General features: G+C 71.7%; 15 protein-coding genes. 6 read left to right on the top strand and 9 right to left on the bottom strand.

The window, feature by feature from the left end:
* Positions 1 to 55: 55 nt before the first annotated feature.
* The 3 genes from ABFX55_RS21420 to ABFX55_RS21410 form a co-directional block, all read right to left on the bottom strand.
* The gene (locus tag ABFX55_RS21420) at positions 56 to 1531 is read right to left on the bottom strand and encodes an SDR family oxidoreductase (protein ID WP_346123600.1); all 1476 of its coding nucleotides are present in this window, start codon (positions 1529 to 1531) and stop codon (positions 56 to 58) included.
* A gap of 81 nt (positions 1532 to 1612) precedes the next feature.
* Positions 1613 to 3322: a serine/threonine-protein kinase gene (locus ABFX55_RS21415; RefSeq protein WP_346123598.1), complete on the bottom strand. Its 1710-nt coding sequence runs from the start codon at positions 3320 to 3322 to the stop codon at positions 1613 to 1615.
* Positions 3323 to 3411: 89 nt separating this feature from the next.
* On the bottom strand, positions 3412 to 4074 hold the full coding sequence (locus tag ABFX55_RS21410; RefSeq protein WP_346123596.1) for a hypothetical protein: 663 nt from the start codon (positions 4072 to 4074) through the stop codon (positions 3412 to 3414).
* A gap of 108 nt (positions 4075 to 4182) precedes the next feature.
* Between ABFX55_RS21410 and ABFX55_RS21405 the strand changes: the two genes are divergently transcribed.
* Positions 4183 to 5640 carry a chymotrypsin family serine protease gene (locus tag ABFX55_RS21405; RefSeq protein WP_346123595.1) on the top strand — a complete coding sequence of 486 codons (1458 nt, stop codon included), beginning with the start codon at positions 4183 to 4185 and terminating at the stop codon, positions 5638 to 5640.
* Between the two features lie 58 nt (positions 5641 to 5698).
* On the opposite strand, the gene ABFX55_RS21400 is transcribed toward ABFX55_RS21405, so the two are convergent.
* Both ABFX55_RS21400 and ABFX55_RS21395 read right to left on the bottom strand, forming a co-directional pair.
* Positions 5699 to 7051 carry a 6-phospho-beta-glucosidase gene (locus ABFX55_RS21400; protein ID WP_346123593.1) on the bottom strand — a complete coding sequence of 451 codons (1353 nt, stop codon included), beginning with the start codon at positions 7049 to 7051 and terminating at the stop codon, positions 5699 to 5701.
* Between the two features lie 49 nt (positions 7052 to 7100).
* The gene (locus tag ABFX55_RS21395) at positions 7101 to 7859 is read right to left on the bottom strand and encodes a DeoR/GlpR family DNA-binding transcription regulator (RefSeq protein WP_346123591.1); all 759 of its coding nucleotides are present in this window, start codon (positions 7857 to 7859) and stop codon (positions 7101 to 7103) included.
* Positions 7860 to 7990: 131 nt separating this feature from the next.
* Between ABFX55_RS21395 and ABFX55_RS21390 the strand changes: the two genes are divergently transcribed.
* The 5 genes from ABFX55_RS21390 to ABFX55_RS21370 are packed head-to-tail and all read left to right on the top strand — an operon-like array spanning position 7991 to position 15175.
* A complete protein-coding gene (locus ABFX55_RS21390; protein WP_346123589.1) occupies positions 7991 to 9253 on the top strand; it encodes a PfkB family carbohydrate kinase in 1263 nt (420 codons plus the stop codon).
* Between the two features lie 4 nt (positions 9254 to 9257).
* The gene (locus ABFX55_RS21385; protein ID WP_346123587.1) at positions 9258 to 10658 is read left to right on the top strand and encodes an extracellular solute-binding protein; all 1401 of its coding nucleotides are present in this window, start codon (positions 9258 to 9260) and stop codon (positions 10656 to 10658) included.
* Between the two features lie 13 nt (positions 10659 to 10671).
* A complete protein-coding gene (locus ABFX55_RS21380; protein ID WP_346123585.1) occupies positions 10672 to 11586 on the top strand; it encodes a carbohydrate ABC transporter permease in 915 nt (304 codons plus the stop codon).
* Positions 11583 to 12392: a carbohydrate ABC transporter permease gene (locus ABFX55_RS21375; protein ID WP_346123583.1), complete on the top strand. Its 810-nt coding sequence runs from the start codon at positions 11583 to 11585 to the stop codon at positions 12390 to 12392. Before ABFX55_RS21380 ends, ABFX55_RS21375 begins: the two co-directional genes overlap by 4 nt.
* A 14-nt stretch (positions 12393 to 12406) precedes the next feature.
* Positions 12407 to 15175: a sugar-binding protein gene (locus ABFX55_RS21370; protein ID WP_346123581.1), complete on the top strand. Its 2769-nt coding sequence runs from the start codon at positions 12407 to 12409 to the stop codon at positions 15173 to 15175.
* Positions 15176 to 15223: 48 nt separating this feature from the next.
* Here the strand turns inward: ABFX55_RS21370 and ABFX55_RS21365 are convergent, their stop codons facing one another.
* From ABFX55_RS21365 to ABFX55_RS21350, 4 genes are read right to left on the bottom strand one after another with little or no spacing between them, the layout of a single operon-like run.
* A complete protein-coding gene (locus tag ABFX55_RS21365; RefSeq protein WP_346123579.1) occupies positions 15224 to 16567 on the bottom strand; it encodes an alpha-L-fucosidase in 1344 nt (447 codons plus the stop codon).
* A 10-nt stretch (positions 16568 to 16577) separates the two neighbouring features.
* Positions 16578 to 17399, bottom strand: coding sequence for a carbohydrate ABC transporter permease (locus tag ABFX55_RS21360; RefSeq protein WP_346123577.1), 822 nt, complete (start codon positions 17397 to 17399; stop codon positions 16578 to 16580).
* Entirely contained in the window at positions 17389 to 18225 is an 837-nt protein-coding gene (locus tag ABFX55_RS21355) for a carbohydrate ABC transporter permease (protein ID WP_346123575.1), read from the bottom strand. The genes ABFX55_RS21360 and ABFX55_RS21355 overlap by 11 nt, the downstream gene beginning before the upstream one ends.
* Positions 18222 to 19472 carry an ABC transporter substrate-binding protein gene (locus ABFX55_RS21350; protein WP_346123573.1) on the bottom strand — a complete coding sequence of 417 codons (1251 nt, stop codon included), beginning with the start codon at positions 19470 to 19472 and terminating at the stop codon, positions 18222 to 18224. Before ABFX55_RS21350 ends, ABFX55_RS21355 begins: the two co-directional genes overlap by 4 nt.
* Between the last annotated feature and the right edge of the window lie 23 nt (positions 19473 to 19495).

The following is a 19495-nucleotide window of genomic DNA, read 5'->3' as shown; positions in this document are numbered from 1 at the left end:
GGGTCATTCTTTCGGATTCCAGGCCCGCGAAGTTGCACCGCGACCGTCGAGTCCGCTACCGCGAGCTGCTGCGACGGGCGGCGGCCGCCACGTTCCTCGGCATCCTGCCGAAGATCAGGCCGTGGAAGGGGTAGATCGCCCACCAGTAGAGGTGGCCGAGCAGTCCGTGGGGATGGAAGACGGCTCGCTGGCGGTAGACGGTGCGGCCGTCCTCGACGCTCTGGCTCAGCTCCAGCCAGGCCAGACCGGGCAGGCGCATCTCCGCCCGCAGGCGCAGCAGGCGCCCCCGCTCGAGCTCCTCGACCCGCCAGAAGTCGATGGAGTCACCCACCCGCAGGCGCAGGGGGTCGCGGCGGCCGCGGCGCAGGCCGACGCCGCCGACCAGCCTGTCGAGCGCGCCGCGGATCCTCCACGCCATGGGCAGCGAGTACCAGCCGTTCTCGCCGCCGATCCCCTCGATGACCCGCCACAGGTCCTCGGGGCCCGCGGCGACGGTGGCGGTGCGCCGATCGATGTAGAGACTGCCGCCCGCCCAGTCGGGATCGGTGGGCAGCGGGTCGCTCGGCGCGCCGGGCAGGCTCGCCGACGACCACCTGGTCACGACGTCGGCCTCCTTGATCCTCTGGAGCGCCAGCGAGACGGCCAGGTCGAAGCCGATCAGGCCGCCCTGCGGGTCGGCGACGTACCGGGCGATGTCGTGTTCGGCGCAGACGGCCTGAGTCCGCAGCGACTCCACAAGGGGACGCGCTATGGCGGCGGGCACCGGCGTGACGAGCCCCACCCAGAGGCTGGACAGCCTCGGGCTCAGCAACGGCACCGGAATGATCAGCCGTGGCGGCAGCCCCGCGACGGCCGCGTAGCGGCGCATCATCTCGGCGTAGGTCAGCACGTCGGGCCCGCCGATGTCGAAGGCCCTGTTGACCTCCTCGGGGATGCCCGCCCACGCGACCAGGTAGCGCAGCACGTCGCGGACGGCGATGGGCTGGGTACGGCTGCGCACCCAGCGCGGCGTCGTCATCACCGGCAGCCGCTCGGTCAGGTAGCGCAGCATCTCGAAGGAGGCCGACCCGGAGCCGATGATCACCGCCGCTCGGAGCACCACGCTCGGCACGCCCGCGGACAGGAAGATCTCGCCGACCTCCGCCCTCGAGCTCATGTGCGCGGACAGGCCGTGGCCCTCGGGCGCGCCCGGCGTGAGCCCGCCTAGGTAGACGATCCGGCGCACGCCCGCCTGGCCTGCCGCAGCGGCGAACGTGTGCGCGGCCTGCCTGTCGGCCTCGGCGAAACCCCGTCCTCCGCTCATGCCGTGGATCAGGTAGTAGGCGACGTCGATGTCCCTCAGCGCCGCGCCGGTGCGCTCGGGGTCGCGCGCGTCCGCCTCGGCGATCTCGGCCTGCGCGGCCCACGGCAGGTCGCGCAGCCGTCCCGCCGACCGCACCATGCAGCGGACGTCGTGCCCTGCCGCGAGCAGTTCGGGCACGAGCCGTCCGCCGAGATAGCCGGTCGCGCCGGTGACCAGACATCGAGCCATGCCGCTGCCCCTACCCGGCGGGAAGGGCGCCTCGCCCTCCTTTGCCGCTTCTTGGACAGGCCCCACCGGCCGGGACGGCCCTCACCAGACGGTGTAGGGGCTCTCCGCGCCGCCGCCGAAGGTGGCCATGCCCGTTCTCTTCCACCGCTGGCGTACGTCGAGCTTGGCCCCGGTACGCGCCGCCGTGGTGGTGAAGGGGCCGCAGGTGACGATCTCGCCCGCGCTCGAGGGGGAGACACCCGAGCAGATGAAGGGCTGGGAGACGTTGGCGTCGGCGTCGGTGTTGAACAGCTGCACGTGGATGTCCGAGGAGACCGAGGTGGACCCCCTGATCCGCCCCTTGACGTGCAGGACCTCGCCCACCACGGCCATGCAGGGCGACATCTCCGTGTCCGTGCCGGTTCCCGCGGTGATCCACGAACGGCAGCGCCAGTTCGGCTCCGTCTCCTCGGCCGCGATGTCGTCCTGCCTGCTCTCGCGCGGCGGCTCGACCGGCTCCTCCGTCGTGCGCCGGGGTCGCGGGGTCGTGACGCGCGGCACGGGCTGCTTGGCCGTGGCCGGTCGCTCGGGCTGTTCGGAGACGGTCGTCTCCTGCGGACGCCTGCGCACCGTCCGCTCCTTCGGCGACGGCGGGGGCGTGCTCTCCGCCGTGCCGGCCGGCGTGCTAGCCGCCGGCTGTGGAGGACTGGGGTCCTGCGGGGTCGACTCGGCCGACGCGACGGCCAGACTGGGCGACGCGCCCGCGTCGGGCGCCCGCCACGGCGCCACGACGGCCACGGCCGCCGCGCTGAGCACCAGCGCCACCGCGGCCGCCGCGACGACGGCCAGCCGCTGCCTGGGCCACCGGCGCCGGCCCGAGGCCACCGAGGCCACGGTCTCGGGCGCAGGGACGGGGCCCGTCGTGGGCAGGGGCTCGGACGTGACGGAGGGCGCCTCTCCTCTGGCGACGGGAGGCAGCGGAGGCACGGCCGCCAGCGAAGGAGCCGCCTGGCGCAGCGCCGCAGCCACCTGCGCGGCGGCCGGACGCCGAGCCGGATCCTTGGCGGTGCACGCCGAGATGACAGGCCACAGGACGTCGGGCATGCCTGGCAGTCGCCTGGGCGTGGCCGTCGCATGCTGTCTGAGCAGGGCCATCGGATGGTCGCCGACGAACGGCGGACGCCCGGCGAGCAGCTCGTAGAGGATCAGGCCCAGGGCGTACACGTCCACCGCCGCCGTGGGCGCGCTGCCGTCGGCGACCTCGGGGGACAGGTACGTGGGCGTGCCGATGACCGAGGTGGTCTGTGTCAGCCCGGGGCCGTGGACGATGCGGGCCACGCCGAAGTCGGTCAGCCGTACCTGCCCGGTGGCCCTGTCGATCAGGACGTTGCCCGGTTTGACGTCGCGGTGCACGACGTCCAGCGCGTGCGCCGCGGCCAGCGCGTCGGCGACCTGGGCCATCAGCCCCGCCGCCTGCGCGGGGGGCAGCGTGCCCTGCCGCTGGAGGAGCGTACGCAGATCGCCGCCTTCGACGAAGTCCATCACCAGAGCGAGGCGCTCGCCCTCGATGACGAAGTCGCGCACCGCGACGATGTGCGGATGGCGCAGTGACTTCATCACGTTGCGCTCCTGCACGAACCTCAGGACGAGCTCGTGGTCGCCGGAGAGGCTGTCACGCAGCAGCTTCACCGCCACGATCTCCCCGCTGTCGCGGTGCCGCGCCCTCCAGACCGTTCCCATCGCACCGGCGCCGATCTCGTCCAGAAGGACGTACCGGCTTCCGAGAGAGTCCTCGTCTCCGCCCACCGCCATCGTCAGCCTTCCCCCTCCAACAGACGGAGATCACAATAGTCGGGAAGATCCACATCGGCGCAAGGCGGCAGGGTCCAGGCCTCGTGGGCTCACGCCCAGCCCGTCGTCAACGCCCCGCCCACCAGCAGCGCCGTCAGCACGACGCCGCCCAGCAGCGCGCGCAGGCGCCCTGCAGGGGTGGGCCGAAGCAGCACCACCAGCACCACCGCGAGGGCCAGGCCCGCCCAGTCCTGTCCGGGATGGGCCGCCTCCACCGGAACGCAGCAGCCCTCCTGGCCCGAGGGCAGCAGGGCCAGCGCGGCGGGGAACGACTGCCCCTGGACCAGGACGGCGGCAGCCAGGTCCCCCGCCGGTCCTTCGCGCCGGGTCAGATGGGCCAACAGCACACCGGACAGGGGAAGCGCGACCACCCACAGGACGTGCGCCGCGCCTCCCACCGGGTCGAGCGGGATCAGCTGGTACGGCGGCGGCGCTCCGCGCAGCAGGTCGGTCGCCGTCATGGCGGCGTAGGCTCCGGCGGCCAGCGCCAGCCCGCTCACGACCGCCTGCCAGGCCGTACGGGCCGGCCGTCCGCACACCACCGCGCCCATGAACAGGGCGAAGCGGAAGAACAACGACTCCAGCAGCAGCTCGCCCTGGTCGTGGAGGAGGCCGGCGACGACCCCGAGCGCCAGTCCGGCCGCCCCTGCCGTCAGCGCCGGCACGACCAGGCCGGGCGAGGTCGGGGGAGCGGACCGTCGGATCAGCGGCACGGTCCCAGTATGCGCGGGGATCTTCCGGCGAGGCGTGAAATGTCGTGATCTTCTGTGGTTCACTGAGCGGGTTCTTGATCATGACCCCCCACACGAGAAGAGAACGCCTTGCCCCCCACGTTATTCAGGCGCGCCGCACTGGCGGGCTGCCTGCTCACCGCGACGCTCGTCGCCGTGCCGTCGCCGGCGGTTCAGGCCGAGCCCGTGCCCCCGGTTCCGGTGATCACCGACGACCCCTACGCGCAGGTGACGCCCCCCGACTACAAGCTGAGCCACGCCTTCAAGGAGGCCGAGCGGCGCGCCGCGGAGAAGCCCGACGTGTACGGCCCGCCGTACATCAGCTACGGAACGATCGTCGCGCCGGTGACGGCGGCGGAGGTCCAGGCGGAGGCGGGCGCGCTCATCGCGCTACCGCCCCAGATGACTCCCCCCGAGGACGGCACGGGCGACCCCTCGAACGTCCCTCCGCCCGAGGAGAAGGAGTCGGTGCCGCCGGAGGCAGGCATCGCCGCCCAGGCGCCGGCCCCCGAGGAGCAGCTGTCGGCCGCCGACAAGAGCGCCCAGCAGAGCCTCGCGCCCACCGCGGACGCGGGTGACACCTGGACGGTCCAGCCCAAGGTGAAGCTGGTCAGGTACAGCGTGAACCGGCTGAACGCCATCAAGGACGAGATCGTCGCGATCTCTCCCGGCGTGCTTCCCGGCGTGGAGAAGGTGAGCGCGGCCCTGATCCAGGCCGAGCAGAACCGGGTCATCGTGGAGTCCTCCGACGCCTCGGAGGCCTTCCGCGTCGCGCTGGCCACGCGTTACGGCGCGGACGCCGTTGTGGTGAGGCAGGTGCCCGACGAAGGGTTCGACGGCGCGCAGGCCAGGTGGAACGACACAAGCGTCGGCGGCTTCTACGGCGGCGCCCGCATCAGCACCAGCGTGGGCTCCTGCACCAACGCCTTCTCCTGGCGCTACAGCGGCTACCAGGCCATGATCACCGCGGGCCACTGCACGTCGCTGAACGGCTCGGTCTCCACGCTCTCCGAGTACCAGGGCAGCGTGGTCAAGGACACCTGGAACAACAGCACGGGCACCGTCTACATCGACGGCCAGTCCACCTACCGCGGCGACCTGTCGCTGATCAGGCTGAGCGGCAGCAAGAAGAGCGCCGCCCGCATCTACGTCGGCAACAGCACCTCGGGCAGCAGCAGGGCGGTGGCGGGCATGTGGTCGCGCCGTCCCGGCTACGGCGACCAGTACTGCACGGGCGGCAGCACGGCGGGCGAGCTGTGCGGCTGGAAGGTCAACGCCCTGAAGATCAACGTGCGCTACAGCGGCGGCCAGTACGCCAGGAACATGACCAGGGGCTACAAGCAGGGTCAGTGCACCAGGGGCGGCGACTCCGGTGGTCCCGTCTACACCGTCAACTCGGCGGGCAAGGTCGTGGCCAAGGGCGTCCACAGCGGCGGCGGCGGTGGCGGCTCCGACGGCTGGGGCGGCGCGCTCGACCCCTGCCGTGAGTACTTCACCGACGTCTACGAGGCCTACTACGGCTTCCCCGGCGTCATCGCCACCAGCTGACGCGGACGGCGGGACGGGCGGCGACCCGCCCTCCCGCCGTGCTCCTCGAAGCCGGGCGCTACGAGGCGCCCGGGATGACGGCGGCCAGTTCGGGGATGCGGGCGCGGTAGCCGTCGAGCAGCCTGCGCGCTGTGCCGACCGAGTCGACCAGCGGGTGCAGGGCGAACGCCTCGACGGCCAGGCGGGCCGAGCCGGTCAGCGCGGCCTCGATGGTCGTCTGCTCGACGGCCTTGACCTGCTGCACGAGCCCCAGCAGACGGCCGGGGAGCGGGCGGGTGGCCAGCGGCCTGACGCCCGAGCCGTTCACCGCGCAGGGGATCTCGACCACCGCCTCCGAGGGCAGGCCGGGCACCGCGCTGCCGTTGCGGACGTTGAGGATCATCGTGGAGGGCTCGCCCCTGGCGATGGCGGCCATGAGGGCGAGCGCAATGCCCTCGTACCCGCCCGCCTCCAGGTCGGCGGCCTCGCGCTCGCCGGCGTCGGTGCTCTCGCGGGTCTCGGCCATGTACGTCGCGTCGCGCTCCCTGCGCGCCCTGCCCCACTCGGCGAGGGCCTGCAGGGGACGCTCCCGCACGGCGGCGTAGAAGCGGCTCTGCTGCTCGAGAAGGGACTCGCCCCTGGTACGCCCCGCGCCGTCGATCGCGGCGACGGACTCGCGGGTGAAGTAGTAGTAGTAGAGGTACTCGTTGGGCAGCGCCCCCAGGGTGCGCACCCAGTCGTCGCCGAAGATCCGGGCCTCCTCGACCTGCCGCAACGCCGCGTCGTCGGCGAGCAGCCCAGGCAGCACGTCGCGGCCCTGGTAGGTGAGCCCCCGCAGCCATCCGAGGTGGTTGAGCCCCACGTAGTCGGGCGAGACGAGCGCGGGGTCGAGCCCGAGAGCGGCGGCGGCCCGCCTGATCAGCCCGATCGGCGAATCGCAGATGCCGACCACGCGGTCGCCGAGCACGCTCCGCATCGCCTCGGTGATCATGCCGGCCGGGTTGGTGAAGTTGATGACCCAGGCCCTCGGCGCGACGGCGGCCACCCTCTCGGCCAGGCGCACGGCCACGGGGATGGTGCGCAGGCCGAAGGCGATGCCGCCGGGCCCGGTGGTCTCCTGGCCGAGCAGGCCGAGCTCCAGCGCGACCCGCTCGTCGGCGGTGCGGCCTGCCAGGCCCCCGACGCGGACCGCGGAGAAGACGAAGTCGGCGTCGCGCAGCGCGACGTCGAGGTCGGTGGTGGTCCGCACCTCCGGCGCCCTGTCGTGCCCCTCGGCGAGCTGGTCCAGCACGTTCCCGATGGCCGCCAGCCGCTCGGCTGACACGTCGTGCAGCACCACCTCCTCCACGCGCGGCTTGGCGGTGTCGCGCAGCAGCGCGCCGTACACGAGCGGGACCCTGAACCCTCCGCCTCCGACCACGGCCAGTTTCATCGCGCCTCCCTCACCTGCACCACGTCCGTTCAGGCCCGCCGGGCGTCCGTCACGCGAGCAGCACCTCCGCGCCCGCCGCCGCGCAGTTGCGCAGCGTCGTCTCGTCGGCGCCCTCGTTGGTGACGATCATGTCGATGTCCTCGGGGCCGCACACCCGCAGGGCGCCGGTGCCGGGGAACTTCTGCCGGTCGACCAGGAGCACCACCTGCCCGGCCGCCGCGATCATGGCGCGCTTCAGCGGGACCTCGGCCAGGGTGGTGTCGACGAGCTGGCCGTCGGGCCGCACGCCGCTCGCGCCCAGGAAGACCCTGTCGGCGCAGACCTGGCCCAGCGCCTCCTCGGTCAGCACCCCCACCAGCGAGTGGTACGGCCGGCGCAGCATGCCGCCGAGCAGTAGCAGCTCGACCACGGGGTCGGCGCGCAGCACGTCGAGGACGGCGAGGCTGGAGGTGACCACGGTGACGCGGCGGCCGCGGAGCCTGCGGGCCAGGCGCATCGTCGTCGTGCCGATGTCGAGCAGGACCACGTCGCCGTCGCGCACGACCTGCGCGGCACGGTCGGCCACCGCCTCCTTGTCCCGCTCGTCGAGCGCCGCCACCTCGGCGAAGGGCATGGAGTCGTCGGCGTCGACCTCGGCGAGCGCGCCACCGCGCACGCGCCTCAGCGTGCCGTCTCGGTCGAGCACCTCGAGGTCTCTGCGAATGGTCGACGGGCTCACACCGAGCTGCCTGGCGAGGTCGCGCACGCTGGTGGCCCCCGAGAGGCGGACCCGCCGCATGATCTCCGCATGCCTGAGGTGCTGAAGCACGGTCGGATCCTATCAGTCATTTGCGTGCATCAGTGAGCATCATTCAGCAAATGCCCGCACAGAGTACTTGATATGCGCGGCGAATCGTGCAAGATTGCGCACAACTCGATCTGTCGAGGAGGAGTCTTCCCGTGTCTGTCCAGGCGTACGACCCTCTGGCCGACCAGCGCACCCCCGAGGCGCCGCAGTTCGACGTCTTCTTGGCGGGCACCGTCTTCCTGGACATCGTCTTCACAGGACTGCCCGCCATGCCCGCCGCGGGAACCGAGATCTGGGCCGAGGGCATGGGCTCGTGCCCCGGCGGCATCGCCAACCTCGCCATCGCCACCAGCAGGCTCGGCCTGCGCACCTCGCTGGCCGCCGCGTTCGGCGACGACGACTACGGCGACTTCTGCTGGCGCACGCTGGCCGAGCAGGAAGCGGTCGACCTGTCGAGATCGCGGCGCTTCGAGCAGTGGCACTCGCCTGTGACGGTCTCCATGGCCGTCGACCGCGACCGCAGCATGGTCACCCACGGTCACGCCGCCCCCATGTCGGCGTCGGAGATGATCGGATCGCCGCCGCGCTCCAGGGCGGTGATCGTGGCGCTCTCCGCCGAGGAGCCGCTCGGCGTCCCTGGCGCGAGCTCCTGGGCCGAGCTGGCGCACCGCGACGGCGCGCTGATCTTCGCCGACGTGGGCTGGGACCCGTCGGGCGCCTGGTCGCCCGCGCTCCTCGAACAGCTCTCGGCCTGTCACGCGTTCATGCCCAACGCGGTCGAGGCCACGGCCTACACCGGCACCGACAACCCTCGCGACGCGCTGTACGCCATCGCCGACCGGGTGCCCCTCGCCGTGGTCACCGACGGCGCCAACGGCGCCATGGCCATCGACTCCATCACCGGCGAGGAGGCGTACGTCCCCGCTCCACGCGTCACGGCGCTCGATCCGACCGGCGCGGGGGACGTCTTCGGCGCGGGCTTCGTGCTCGGCACCCTGTGCCGCTGGCCGCTGGCCGACCGGCTGGCCTTCGCCGGGCTCTGCGCTGCGCTGGCCGTCCAGCAGTTCGGCGGATCGCTGGCCGCGCCGGGATGGGGGGACATCGCCGACTGGTGGCACGAGGTGCGGGCGGAGGCCGGCCACGGCGGCGCGTACGCCGACTCGGTGGCCCGCAGGTACGCCTTCCTCGACAGGCTGGTGCCCACCGTTCCCGTGGGCGCGGTGCGCAGGGCCGCCGCCACCATCGCCAGGCATGCCGACCTGGAGATGGCGCCCCTGGTGACAGGGGAGGCATCAGGGGACACCACCACGCACGAACCACGCGCCGGCTCCGAGGCCGCCTCCGAGGGAGCGCACGCCGGTCCCGACGAGCCCGAAGGCCCCGAGTCGCCTCGCGTGCCCGCCCAGAAGGAGTGACACCATGATCGCCTCGACGCGAGAGGTCCGGACAGGGAACACGCGCGGCGCAGGGACGCGCGCCGTACTCGCAGCCGGTGTCGTGGCACTCGCCGCGGCCGCGTGCGCGCCCGGCTCCTCGGCCCCGCCCGTGGCCTCCTCGGCGCAGCCGAGCGCCTCGGCGGTGCGCACCGACGCCGCGGCCCTCGGCGACGTGACGCTCACGATCTGGGACCAGGAGGTACGCGGCGGGCAGGCCGCCCAGATGAAGCAGCTCAACGCCGCCTTCGAGGCGAAGTACCCCAACATCACGATCAAGCGGGTCTCCCGCTCCTTCGACGACCTCAACACCACCCTGCGCCTCGCGCTGAGCGGGAACGAGCCGCCCGACGTGGTGCAGGCCAACAACGGCAGGCCGCAGATGGGCGCGTTCGTGAAGGCGGGCCACCTGCGCCCGCTGGACGCCTACGCCGAGGCCTACGGGTGGAAGAAGCGCTACTCGCAGTCGGTCCTGCAGTACGTCAGCTACAGCGCGGACGGCAAAATCTTCGGACAGGGCAACGTCTACGGCCTGCCGCAGGTCGGCGAGGTCGTCGGCATCCTGTACAACGCCGCCAAGCTGACCGAGCTGGGTCTGCGGCCGCCGAAGACCTGGGAGGAGTTCGAGGCCGCGCTCGCCAAGGCCAAGGCCGCGGGCGAGGTGCCGCTGCAGCTGGGCAACCTCGACAAGTGGCCCGCCGTCCATGTCTTCGGCACCGTGCAGGGACGGCACGTCCCCGCCGACCAGATCACCACGCTGGGCTTCGGCCGCAAGGGCGCCTCGTGGACCACGCCGGAGAACACCAGGACCGCCGAGCAGATCGTCGGCTGGGTCGACAAGGGTTACTTCAACAAGGGCTTCAACGGCCAGGGCTACGACGCCTCCTGGCAGGCGTTCGGCAAGGGCGAGGGCGTCTTCCTGATCGGGGGCAGCTGGCTGATCGCCGACCTGGAGAAGGTCATGGGCAAGGACCTGGGCTTCGTCCTGCCTCCCGGCACGGGGTCGGCCCCTGGGCCCGTCGCGACAGGCGGCACGGGCCTGCCGTTCGCCATCACGGCCAAGAGCCCCAACCCCGACGCGGCGGCGGCCTACATCGACTTCATCACCAACGCCGACGCCATGAAGGTGCTCACGGCCAACGGCCTCCTGCCGATCGCCGACACCGAGCAGCAGAACGTGAAGCAGGGCCCTCAGCAGGACATGTTCACCGCGTTCGGCACAGCGGCCAAGGAGAACGGCCTGGTGCCCTACCTCGACTACGCCACCCCGACCTTCGCCGACACGCTGGGCGCGGCGCTACAGGACCTGCTGGCCAAGAAGTCGGCCCCGCAGGACTTCCTCGCCACCCTGGAGAAGGACTACAAGACCTTCGTCGAGGGCAACTGATGAGGGGAGCGAGGTGATCCGGTCCCGTTCGTCCTCGGTGAGGGCGCGGGCAGGCCATCCTCCCGGCGAGCCCCGCCGGGTCGCCTTCCTCTACCTGCTACCCGCCTTCGCCGTCTACGCGGTGTTCCTGCTGTATCCGATCGGCCGCGCGGTGCACCTGTCGCTGTTCGACTGGGACGGGCTGAGCCTCGGCACCTGGGCGGGGCTGGACAACTACCTCGCGATCGTCGAGGACGAGGGGCTGCGGGCCGCCTTCGGCCACGCCCTGGTCCTCGTCCTGTTCTACGCCGTGGGGCCGCTCGTCATCGGGCTGACCCTGGCGGCGATACTCAACCACGCCAAGGTGCGCGGGCTCGGCTTCTTCCGGACGGTGGTGTTCCTGCCGCAGGTGGTGGCCATGGTCGTGGTGGCCGTCGCCTGGCGGCGCGTGTACGCCCCCGACGGCACGCTGAACAGCCTGCTCGGCGTGCTCGGGCTCGACTCGCTCACGAGGGGCTGGCTGGGCGACCACACCTTCGCGCTGCCGGCGGTCGGCGTGGTCGGCACCTGGTTCGAGACCGGCCTGGTGACCGTGCTGCTCCTGGCGGGGATGAGCCGCATCCCGCCGGAGCTGTACGAGGCCGCGCGGCTCGACGGGGCCGGCGCGCTGAGGGAGTTCTTCGCCGTCACGCTGCCCTCCGTCCGAGGGGAGATCGCGGTCGCGCTGACGCTGACCGTGATCGCCGCGCTGCGGACGTTCGACCTGGTGTACGTCACCACGCGGGGCGGTCCGGGCAACTCCACGTCCGTGCCGTCGTACGAGGTCTACCACCGCGCCTTCGGGCTCGGCCAGGTCGGCTCGGCGGCGGCCGTCGGCGTCACCCTCACCGTCGTCATCTTCGCGATCTCGTTCGTGATCAACCGCGTGGCCGACAGGGAGGTCTCGTGATCTCTCGAGGCGAGCGCCTGGCCAACTACCTCATCCTGACCGCGTTCGCCGCGTTCGCGCTGTTCCCGATCGTGACGATCCTGTCGGCCGCGCTCGGCCCCAACGACAGTCCCGACTTCGCCGGATCCGGCCCTCTCGACAACTTCGCCGCGGCGTGGGAGATCGGGCGCTTCGGCTCCTACCTGCGGACCAGCCTGGCGGTGTCGTCGTTCGTCGTGGTCGTCAGCGTCGTTTTGTCGATCATGAGCGGCTACGCGTTCGGCACCATGCGCTTCCCCGGACAGGCGGTGCTGTTCTACCTGTTCCTGCTCGGGATCATGATGCCCAGCGAGGCCATCGCGGTCCCGCTCTACTTCGACCTGCGCAGTCTCGGCCTGACGGACACGTTCTGGTCGATCGCGCTGCCGCAGGTCGCGATGTCGGTGGCTTTCGGCACCTTCTGGATGCGGGCCTACTTCCGCACCAGCAGCCGCGCGATCGTCGAGGCCGCCCGCATCGACGGCGCCTCGACGTGGCGCATCCTGTGGCAGGTGCTGGTGCCTCCGGCCAGGCCGGCCATCGTCACCCTGACCGTCCTGGTCTTCATGTGGACGTGGAACGAGTTCCTCATTCCGCTGATCATGGTGACGAGCGAGTCGCTGCGGACCGCGCCGCTGGGGCTGGCCTTCTTCCAGGGGCAGTACACCGCGGGCTTCACCCTCCTCGCGGCGGGGTCGGTCATCGTGGCGACCCCGGTTGTGATCTTCTATCTGTTCCTCCAGCGTCACTTCATCCGCGGACTGCTCCAGGGGGCGGTTCGCGAGTAACTCCCGGAGGTTCCATGCTCGTGCCGCGTACGCCCGGACGCCTGGCGGTGCTCGCCGCCGCGGTCGTCCTCGGCCTCGTCCCCTCCGCACCCGCGCTGGCGGGGAAGGCCGCTGCCCCTCCCGCGCCGGCCGGGAAGGCCGCCGTACCTCCCACGCAGGCAGCTTCGGCCGCCGCGCCCCCCGCCACCTCGGACCGCTCCTCCGCCGACCTCGACGCGCTGTTCGTCGGCGCCCATCCCGACGACGAGGCCTTCACCCTGTCGACGCTGGGGCAGTGGAAGGAGGATCACGACATCCGCACCGGCGTCGTCACCGTCACCAGGGGCGAGGGCGGGGGGAACGCGGTCGGGCCTGAGGAGGGCCCGGCTCTCGGCCTGCTCAGGGAGGCCGAGGAGCGTACGGCGGTCGCCAAGGCGGGCGTGCGGGAGGTGTTCAACCTCGACGACGTCGACTTCTACTACACGGTGAGCGCCCCGCTGACCGACACGGTCTGGGGCGGCGACACGCTGGAGAAGGTCGTCAGGATCGTCCGGCAGACCAGGCCGGAGATCCTGCTCACCATGGACCCCGCGCCCTCTCCTGGCAATCACGGCAACCACCAGCAGGCGGCGCGGCTGGCCGTCGAGGCCTTCCACGCGGCGGCCGACCCCGAGGCCTTCCCCGAGCAGATCGCCCGTGAGGGGCTGCGCCCCTTCGCGCCGGCTCGCGTGCTCCTCGGCAGGGCGCGCGGCACGTCCAAGAACGGCCCCGACTGCGCCTCGACCTTCCGCCCCGCCAACCCCGCACAGAACGTGTACGGCGTGTGGAGCGGGCGCGCCTCCGAGAACCAGGGCAGGACCTGGGCGGCCATCGAACGCGACGCCCAGCGCGTGTACGCCTCACAGGGCTGGGCCGGCTTCCCCGACCTGCCGACGGACCCCGCCCAGCTCGGCTGCGACTTCTTCACCCAGGTGGACGCGCGCGTGCCGTTCCCCGCTCCTGGCACCGAGGCGGCCGCGGCGCCGACGGCGATCCTCGACGGCGCGCTGGTGCGACCCTCCGGCGGCGTTCCGCTCGGCACCCTGCTGGACCTGCGTCCCAGCACGTTCGACGTCCGCCCAGGCAAGGCGTTCACCGTCAAGGTCAGCGCGACGGCGCCGTCCCGCGAGCCGCTGGGCCGGTCGGCCGTGGCGCTGCGCGTTCCCGACGGCTGGAAGGTCAGCGGCTCAGGCGACCTCGGCAGGCTGGCGCAGGGCCGTACCGGCTCGGCGACCTTCACCGTGACGCCCGCGGGGGCTCCGGGCGATCGGGCGCGCGTCGCCGCGACGCTGACCACGGAGAGGGGAGGCGGCTACACCGACCGCCAGGTCGAGGTCAGCCCCGCCGTACGAGGGGGACAGCAGTCGCTCCCCCAGGTCGAGCAGTACGAGATGTGGGTGGGCGCGCTCGACGTGCCGCAGCTGCGCGGCCTGGTCACGCCCGTGCTGACCCTCCCGTCAGGCGGTTCGCGCGAGGTGGGGGTCGTGGTCACCAACGTGAGCGACACCACCCAGTCGGGGACCGTGGGGCTGGCGCTGCCGGCCGGCTTCACCGCCGACCGCGCGGAGGCGGGCTACAGCGGCCTGGCGGCCGGGGCGTCGACGACGGTGCCGTTCACCGTCACCAACACCGACATCTCGCTGAAGACCTCGAACGAGGGCGGCGACTACGCCTACACCATCACGACCACCAGCGCGGACGGCTCCAGCGTGAGCAGGCCCGCGCTCGAACTGGTCCCCGCCGCCTCCATCGCGCGGGCGGCCTCGGCGCCGTCGATCGACGGCGCCGAGGGCCAGGGCGAGTACCCGGGACCCTCCCTGGACATCTCACGGTTGTGGGAGGGCGGCGCCTGCTCGTCGGCGGCCGACTGCTCGGGAACGGCCAAGCTCGCCTGGCGTGACGACACGCTGTACGTCCTGGTCCAGGTGAAGGACGACGTGATCGGCGCCCGCCTGCCGGCGTCGGACTGCAAGCGGCACTGGCGCACCGACTCCGTCGAGGTGACGCTCGACCCGCGAGGGAGGTCGGAGAACACCTCCACGACGTTCAAGACCGCCGTGCTGCCCGTGACGGCCGAGGGGCCGCCGTGCGTCCTGCGCGACGCCGACAACCGTCAGGGACCCGGCGCCCCCGGCACGCGCGTGGCCTCGGCGCTGTCCTCGGGGGCGTACACCGTGGAGATGGCCATCCCGATGGAGGCGCTCCCCGGCGCCGTCGACCCCTCACGCCTCGGGCTGAACGTCCTCGTGTACGACTCCGACACCCAGGACAAGACCGGCCAGACCCGGATCGGCTGGTCGACGTGGGGCGGCGTGCAGGGCGACCCGTACCGGTGGGGCATCGCGACGCTGCCCGGATACCAGCCGCCGCCCGGACGGCCGACCACCCCGCCCGACCCGGTGATCCCCGACACAGGGCTGTCCAGCCTGGACTCCCCGCAGTCGCTGGAGCAGGCGGTCCGCACCGGCCTGCCGCTCGCGGGCGGTCCCGCGGCCGAGCGGTCCGAGAGCGGCTGGGTCACCTCCGCCAGGAGCACGAGGAACGCGGTGGAGGTGACGCTGCGCGCCAACGCGGCGGGCAGGGCGCACCTGTTCGTCCGCGATGAGCGGGGAACGGCGGGCAGTCGCGTCGTCACCGTCGCGAGCCGCGGCACCTCGACCGTGCGCGTGCCCCTGACCCGCGCCGTGGACGGCCACCCGACGGTCGTGGCGGGATGGCAGACGCCAGCGGGAGGCACCGTGGCCTCCCGCACGCCGGTCCGCTGACGCGCGCACGTGCTCGATCCGGTATGCCGCGCCTCGCCGCGCGCAGGGTCAGGAGCGGGGCTCCAGCCGCAGGACGGCGGCAGGCAGCCCCCGCAGCCCTTCGGGGACGACGACCTGTCCTGAGCCGTCGATGTCGGCGGGGCCCTCGCCCCACGAGGCGGTGGCGCGCGCCGGCTCCACCAGGTCCTCGGCCAGCCGCAGCCGTCCGGCCGCGGGGTCGAGGGCGATCACGTGGAGCGTGCCGTCCTGCGCGAGCGTGTAGCGGACGGGGTCGCCCGCGGGCTCGGCGTGCCGTACCCACGGTCTGGTGCCGTAGATCGCGCCGCCGTGGGCGTCGAGCCAGGCGCCCAGGTGGCGCAGCCGTTCCACCTGCGACTCCGGCAGCGAGCCGTCGGCGCGAGGGCCGATGTTGAGCAGCAGGTTGCCGTTCTTGGCGACGGTGTCGACCAGCAGGCGGACCAGCTCGGCCGGCTCCATGAGGTGCCTGTCGTCCTCGGCCCTGTTGTAGCCGAACGAGCGGCCGAGCCCGCGCGTCGCCTCCCACACCCACGGCGAGGTCTGCTCCTCCGAGACGTACTCACGGGTGCGCGACCCCAGGTGCGGGACGCCCCACCGGTCGTTCACGATGCCGTCGGGGACGCGCTCGTAGTAGCGCTCGAAGAGGGTCTGCAGGCTGTAGGGCCCCGCAGCCTTGGCCGAGTCCGGCCAGTCGATGTCGTTCCAGAGCACGTCGGGGGCGTGCCCGTCGATCAGCTCCATGGCCTGGTCGAAGCAGTACCTCGCGAACGCCTCGTCGTTACGGCGCAGCGTGAACAGGTCCGTCATCGACTGGATGGGCGGGAAGTCGGAGACGTGCCAGTCGAGCGCGCCCGAGTAGTAGAGCCCGAACCGCAGCCCCTCCTCGCGCGCCGCGCTCGCCATCTCGGCGATCAGGTCGCGGCGCGGCCCCCTGTGCACGCTGCTGAAGGCGGTGGTGGCGGTGTCCCACAGGCAGAATCCGTCGTGGTGCTTGGCCGTGGGCACGACGTAGCGCGCGCCGCAGCCGGCGATCAGCCGCATCCAGCCCTGCGGGTCGAACGCCTCCGCCGTCCACGAGTCGGCCAGGTCCTCGTAGGAGGTGCCGACGCCGTACTCCCGCTCGTGGAAGGCCCGCGCGGGCGAGCCGGGGATGCGGACGGTGTTGGCGTGCCATTCGGCGTACTGGTGGTGGCTGAACTCCAGCTCCACCGGCACGTGCTCGCCGGGCAGCCGCGGGGTCGCCCACGCGGACACCGAGTACAGCCCCCAGTGCACGAAGACGCCGAACTTGGCGTCCCTGTACCAGTCGGGCACGTCCCTCGCCGGGTAGTCGGCGCCCAGGTCGGGGCCCACGCGGCGGTCGAAAAGCAGCACTGCGATCCTTTCAGCGGCCGGCCAGACCGGCGGTGGCGATGCCCTTGACCAGGTGTTTCTGAAGGGCGATGAGCAGCAGCAGCGTCGGCAGAATGGAGACGACGGACGCCGCCATCACCAGATGCCACTGGTTGCCGTTCTGGCCGAAGAACAGTTGGAGGCCGAGCGGCACGGTTCCGCGCGCGGTCACATCGTTGATCATGATGAGCGGCCACAGGAAGCTGTTCCAGTAGTTGATGAAGGTGAAGACGGCCAGCACCCCGAGCGCGGGCCTGGCCAGCGGCAGCATGATCCGCAGGAAGATCCGGAGCTCGCCCGCGCCGTCGATGCGCGCCGCCTCCTGCAGCTCGCGCGGCACGGCGCGGAAGAACTGCCGCAGCAGGAACGTCCCGAACGCGGTGAAGGCCCACGGGAAGATCAGCGACTGGTAGGTGTCCACCCACCCGAACGCCTGCATGAGGATGAACATCGGCACGACCAGCACTTCCTGCGGCACCATCAGGGTGGCGAGGAACACCAGGAAGATCCCGTCCCTGCCGCGCCAGCGCAGGGAGGCGAAGGCGTAGGCGGAAAGGGCCGAGGCGGCCAGCACGACCAGCGTGCCGACGCCCGCCACCAGCACGCCGTTGAGGATGTAGCGCTGGAACGGCACGTAGGTGAAGACGTCGCCGAAGTTCTGCCAGCGGATCTCGGAGCCGACCAGCGATCCAGGGTCGGCGAACGTCTCGCCGGCGGGCTTCAGGGCGGTGGCCACCGCGAAGATCAGCGGGTAGAGGAAGGCCAGCGTGACCGCGGCCAGCAGCACGTGGGAGACGACGCTCTTAGCTCTCATAGTGCACCCACCGCTTCTGGCCGAGGAACTGCACAGCCGTCACACCCAGGATGATCGCGAACAGCACCCACGCTCCCGCGGCCGCGAGTCCCAGCTCGCGGGACTGGAAGCCGGCCTGGTAGACGGTCATGACGAGCGTCTCGGTGGCGTTGCCCGGGCCTCCGGCGGTGAGGATGTAGGGCTGCGTGAACACCTGCATCGAACTGATCACCGTCATCGTGGTGGCGAAGAACAACGCGGGCGAGATCAGCGGCAGCTGGACGCTGACCAGCCTGCGCAGGCCCGTGGCTCCGTCCAGCGAGGCCGCCTCGAGGACGGAGGGCGACATCTCGTTGATCGCCGCCGAGAACACGATCATGTTGTAGCCGAAGCCCTGCCAGACGCTCATCGCCACCACCGACAGCAGCGCGGTGCTGCCGTCGGCGAGCAGGTTGGGCTCGGTCCCGACGAGCTGGAAGAGCAGCTTCCAGATGACCGCGTTGGCCACCATCGGGGTGATCGCCGGGATGAAGAACAGCACCCGCCACAGGTTCTGCCAGCGCGAGTTGCTGATCCAGAAGGCCAGCCCGAGCGCCACGAGGATGTTCAGCGGCACGTACAGGCCGGTGAAGACGAACGTGTTGCGCAGCGAGGACAGGAAGTCGGGGTCCTCTCCGAACAGGTAGCGGAAGTTCTCCAGCCCGACGAACTCGCTCTCTCCCAGCATCGGCCAGTCGAAGAAACTCATCACCACGGCCATGCCGACGGGGAACAGGGTGAACAGCCCGAGCCCGAGCACGCTCGGGGTGGCGAACCCGAGCGCGCTCCACTCCTCCCGTGATCTCACTGCCCGCGCGCCCCCTGCTGCTGGATGGTGGTGAGCGACTCCTTGGCGCTCTGCGCGCCGGTGTAGACCTGGAGCAGGTGCTGGGCCATGAGCTTGCTCACGTCGTCCCAGTTCTTGGTGGTGAACAGCGGCACACCGCCGGCCAGCCCCTCCTTGACCGAGGACATCGCGGCCTGCACGTCGGCGGCCTTGTCCTGGTTCTGCTTCACCAGGAAGTCCTCGTAGACCGGCTGCTGCTCGGTCCTGGCGGGGAAGCCGCGGCCCTGGCCCGCGAGGTAGGCCTGGGCCTCCTTGCCGCTGAGCACGGAGACCGCCTTGATGGCCTCCTCCTTGTACGCGCAGCCCTTGGCCACGCCGAACCCGGAGTTTGCCACGTAGGTCTTCGACCCGCCGGACCCCGCGGGCAGCGGCGCGATGCCCACCTTGAACTTGGCGTCCTTGATGGTGGAGCCGATGTTCCACGAGCCGTCGACGGCCATCATGGCGTTGCCGTTGATGAACTGCGTCTCGCCCCAGCCCGCCTCGGCCGAGCCGGCGGGCACGCTGGCCGACTTGCCGGCGCCGAGGCCGGCGTACCAGGTGACCGCGTCGACCATCGGCTGGCTGTCCATCTGCAGCTTCACCTCGTCGGTGACCGGCCTGGCTCCGTTGTAGGACAGCAGCAGCGACAGCGTGTGCAGGTCGGAGAAGGACATGCCGAAGCCGAACTTGCCGCCGGTGCTCAGCGCCTTGGCGGCCTTCTCGAAGTCGGCGATCGTCCAGCCCGCCTTCGGCTCGGCCACCCCGGCCTTCGCGAAGGCGTCCTTGTTGTAGTACAGGAGCATTGGCGACAGGTCGTACGGCAGGGCCAGCTGCTTGCCGTCCATCTTCAGCGCGTCGAGCGAGGCGGGGGCGAAGCCCTCGGGAGCGGTCAGCGGCTCCAGCAGGTCGGCGTAGGCACCGAGGCGCAGGCTCTGCATGGACACGACGCACGCCTGCTTCCCTGCGGCGAACTCGGTCTGCAGCTTGGTGAAGTAGGCGTTGAACGGCGCGGTCCGCAGCTTGATCCTGATGTTCGGGTGCTGCTGGGTGACCAGCTGCGCCACATGGTCGAGCTGGGCCTTCTCCTCCTCGCTGCCCGCCCACATCTCCCAGTCGAGAGTGACCGTGCCGTCGTCCTGCTTGGCGCCGCCCGCCGTGCCCTCGCCGCCTCCGCACGCGGTGGCGCCGACGAGGATCACGAGTCCCGCGGCCAGTAGTGCCTTCATCGAGTACCTCCGTCACGAACTAT

The organism is Nonomuraea roseola (genome assembly GCF_039535395.1).
Lineage (GTDB): Bacteria > Actinomycetota > Actinomycetes > Streptosporangiales > Streptosporangiaceae > Nonomuraea > Nonomuraea roseola.
This window is presented reverse-complemented; position numbering and strand designations above follow the sequence as displayed.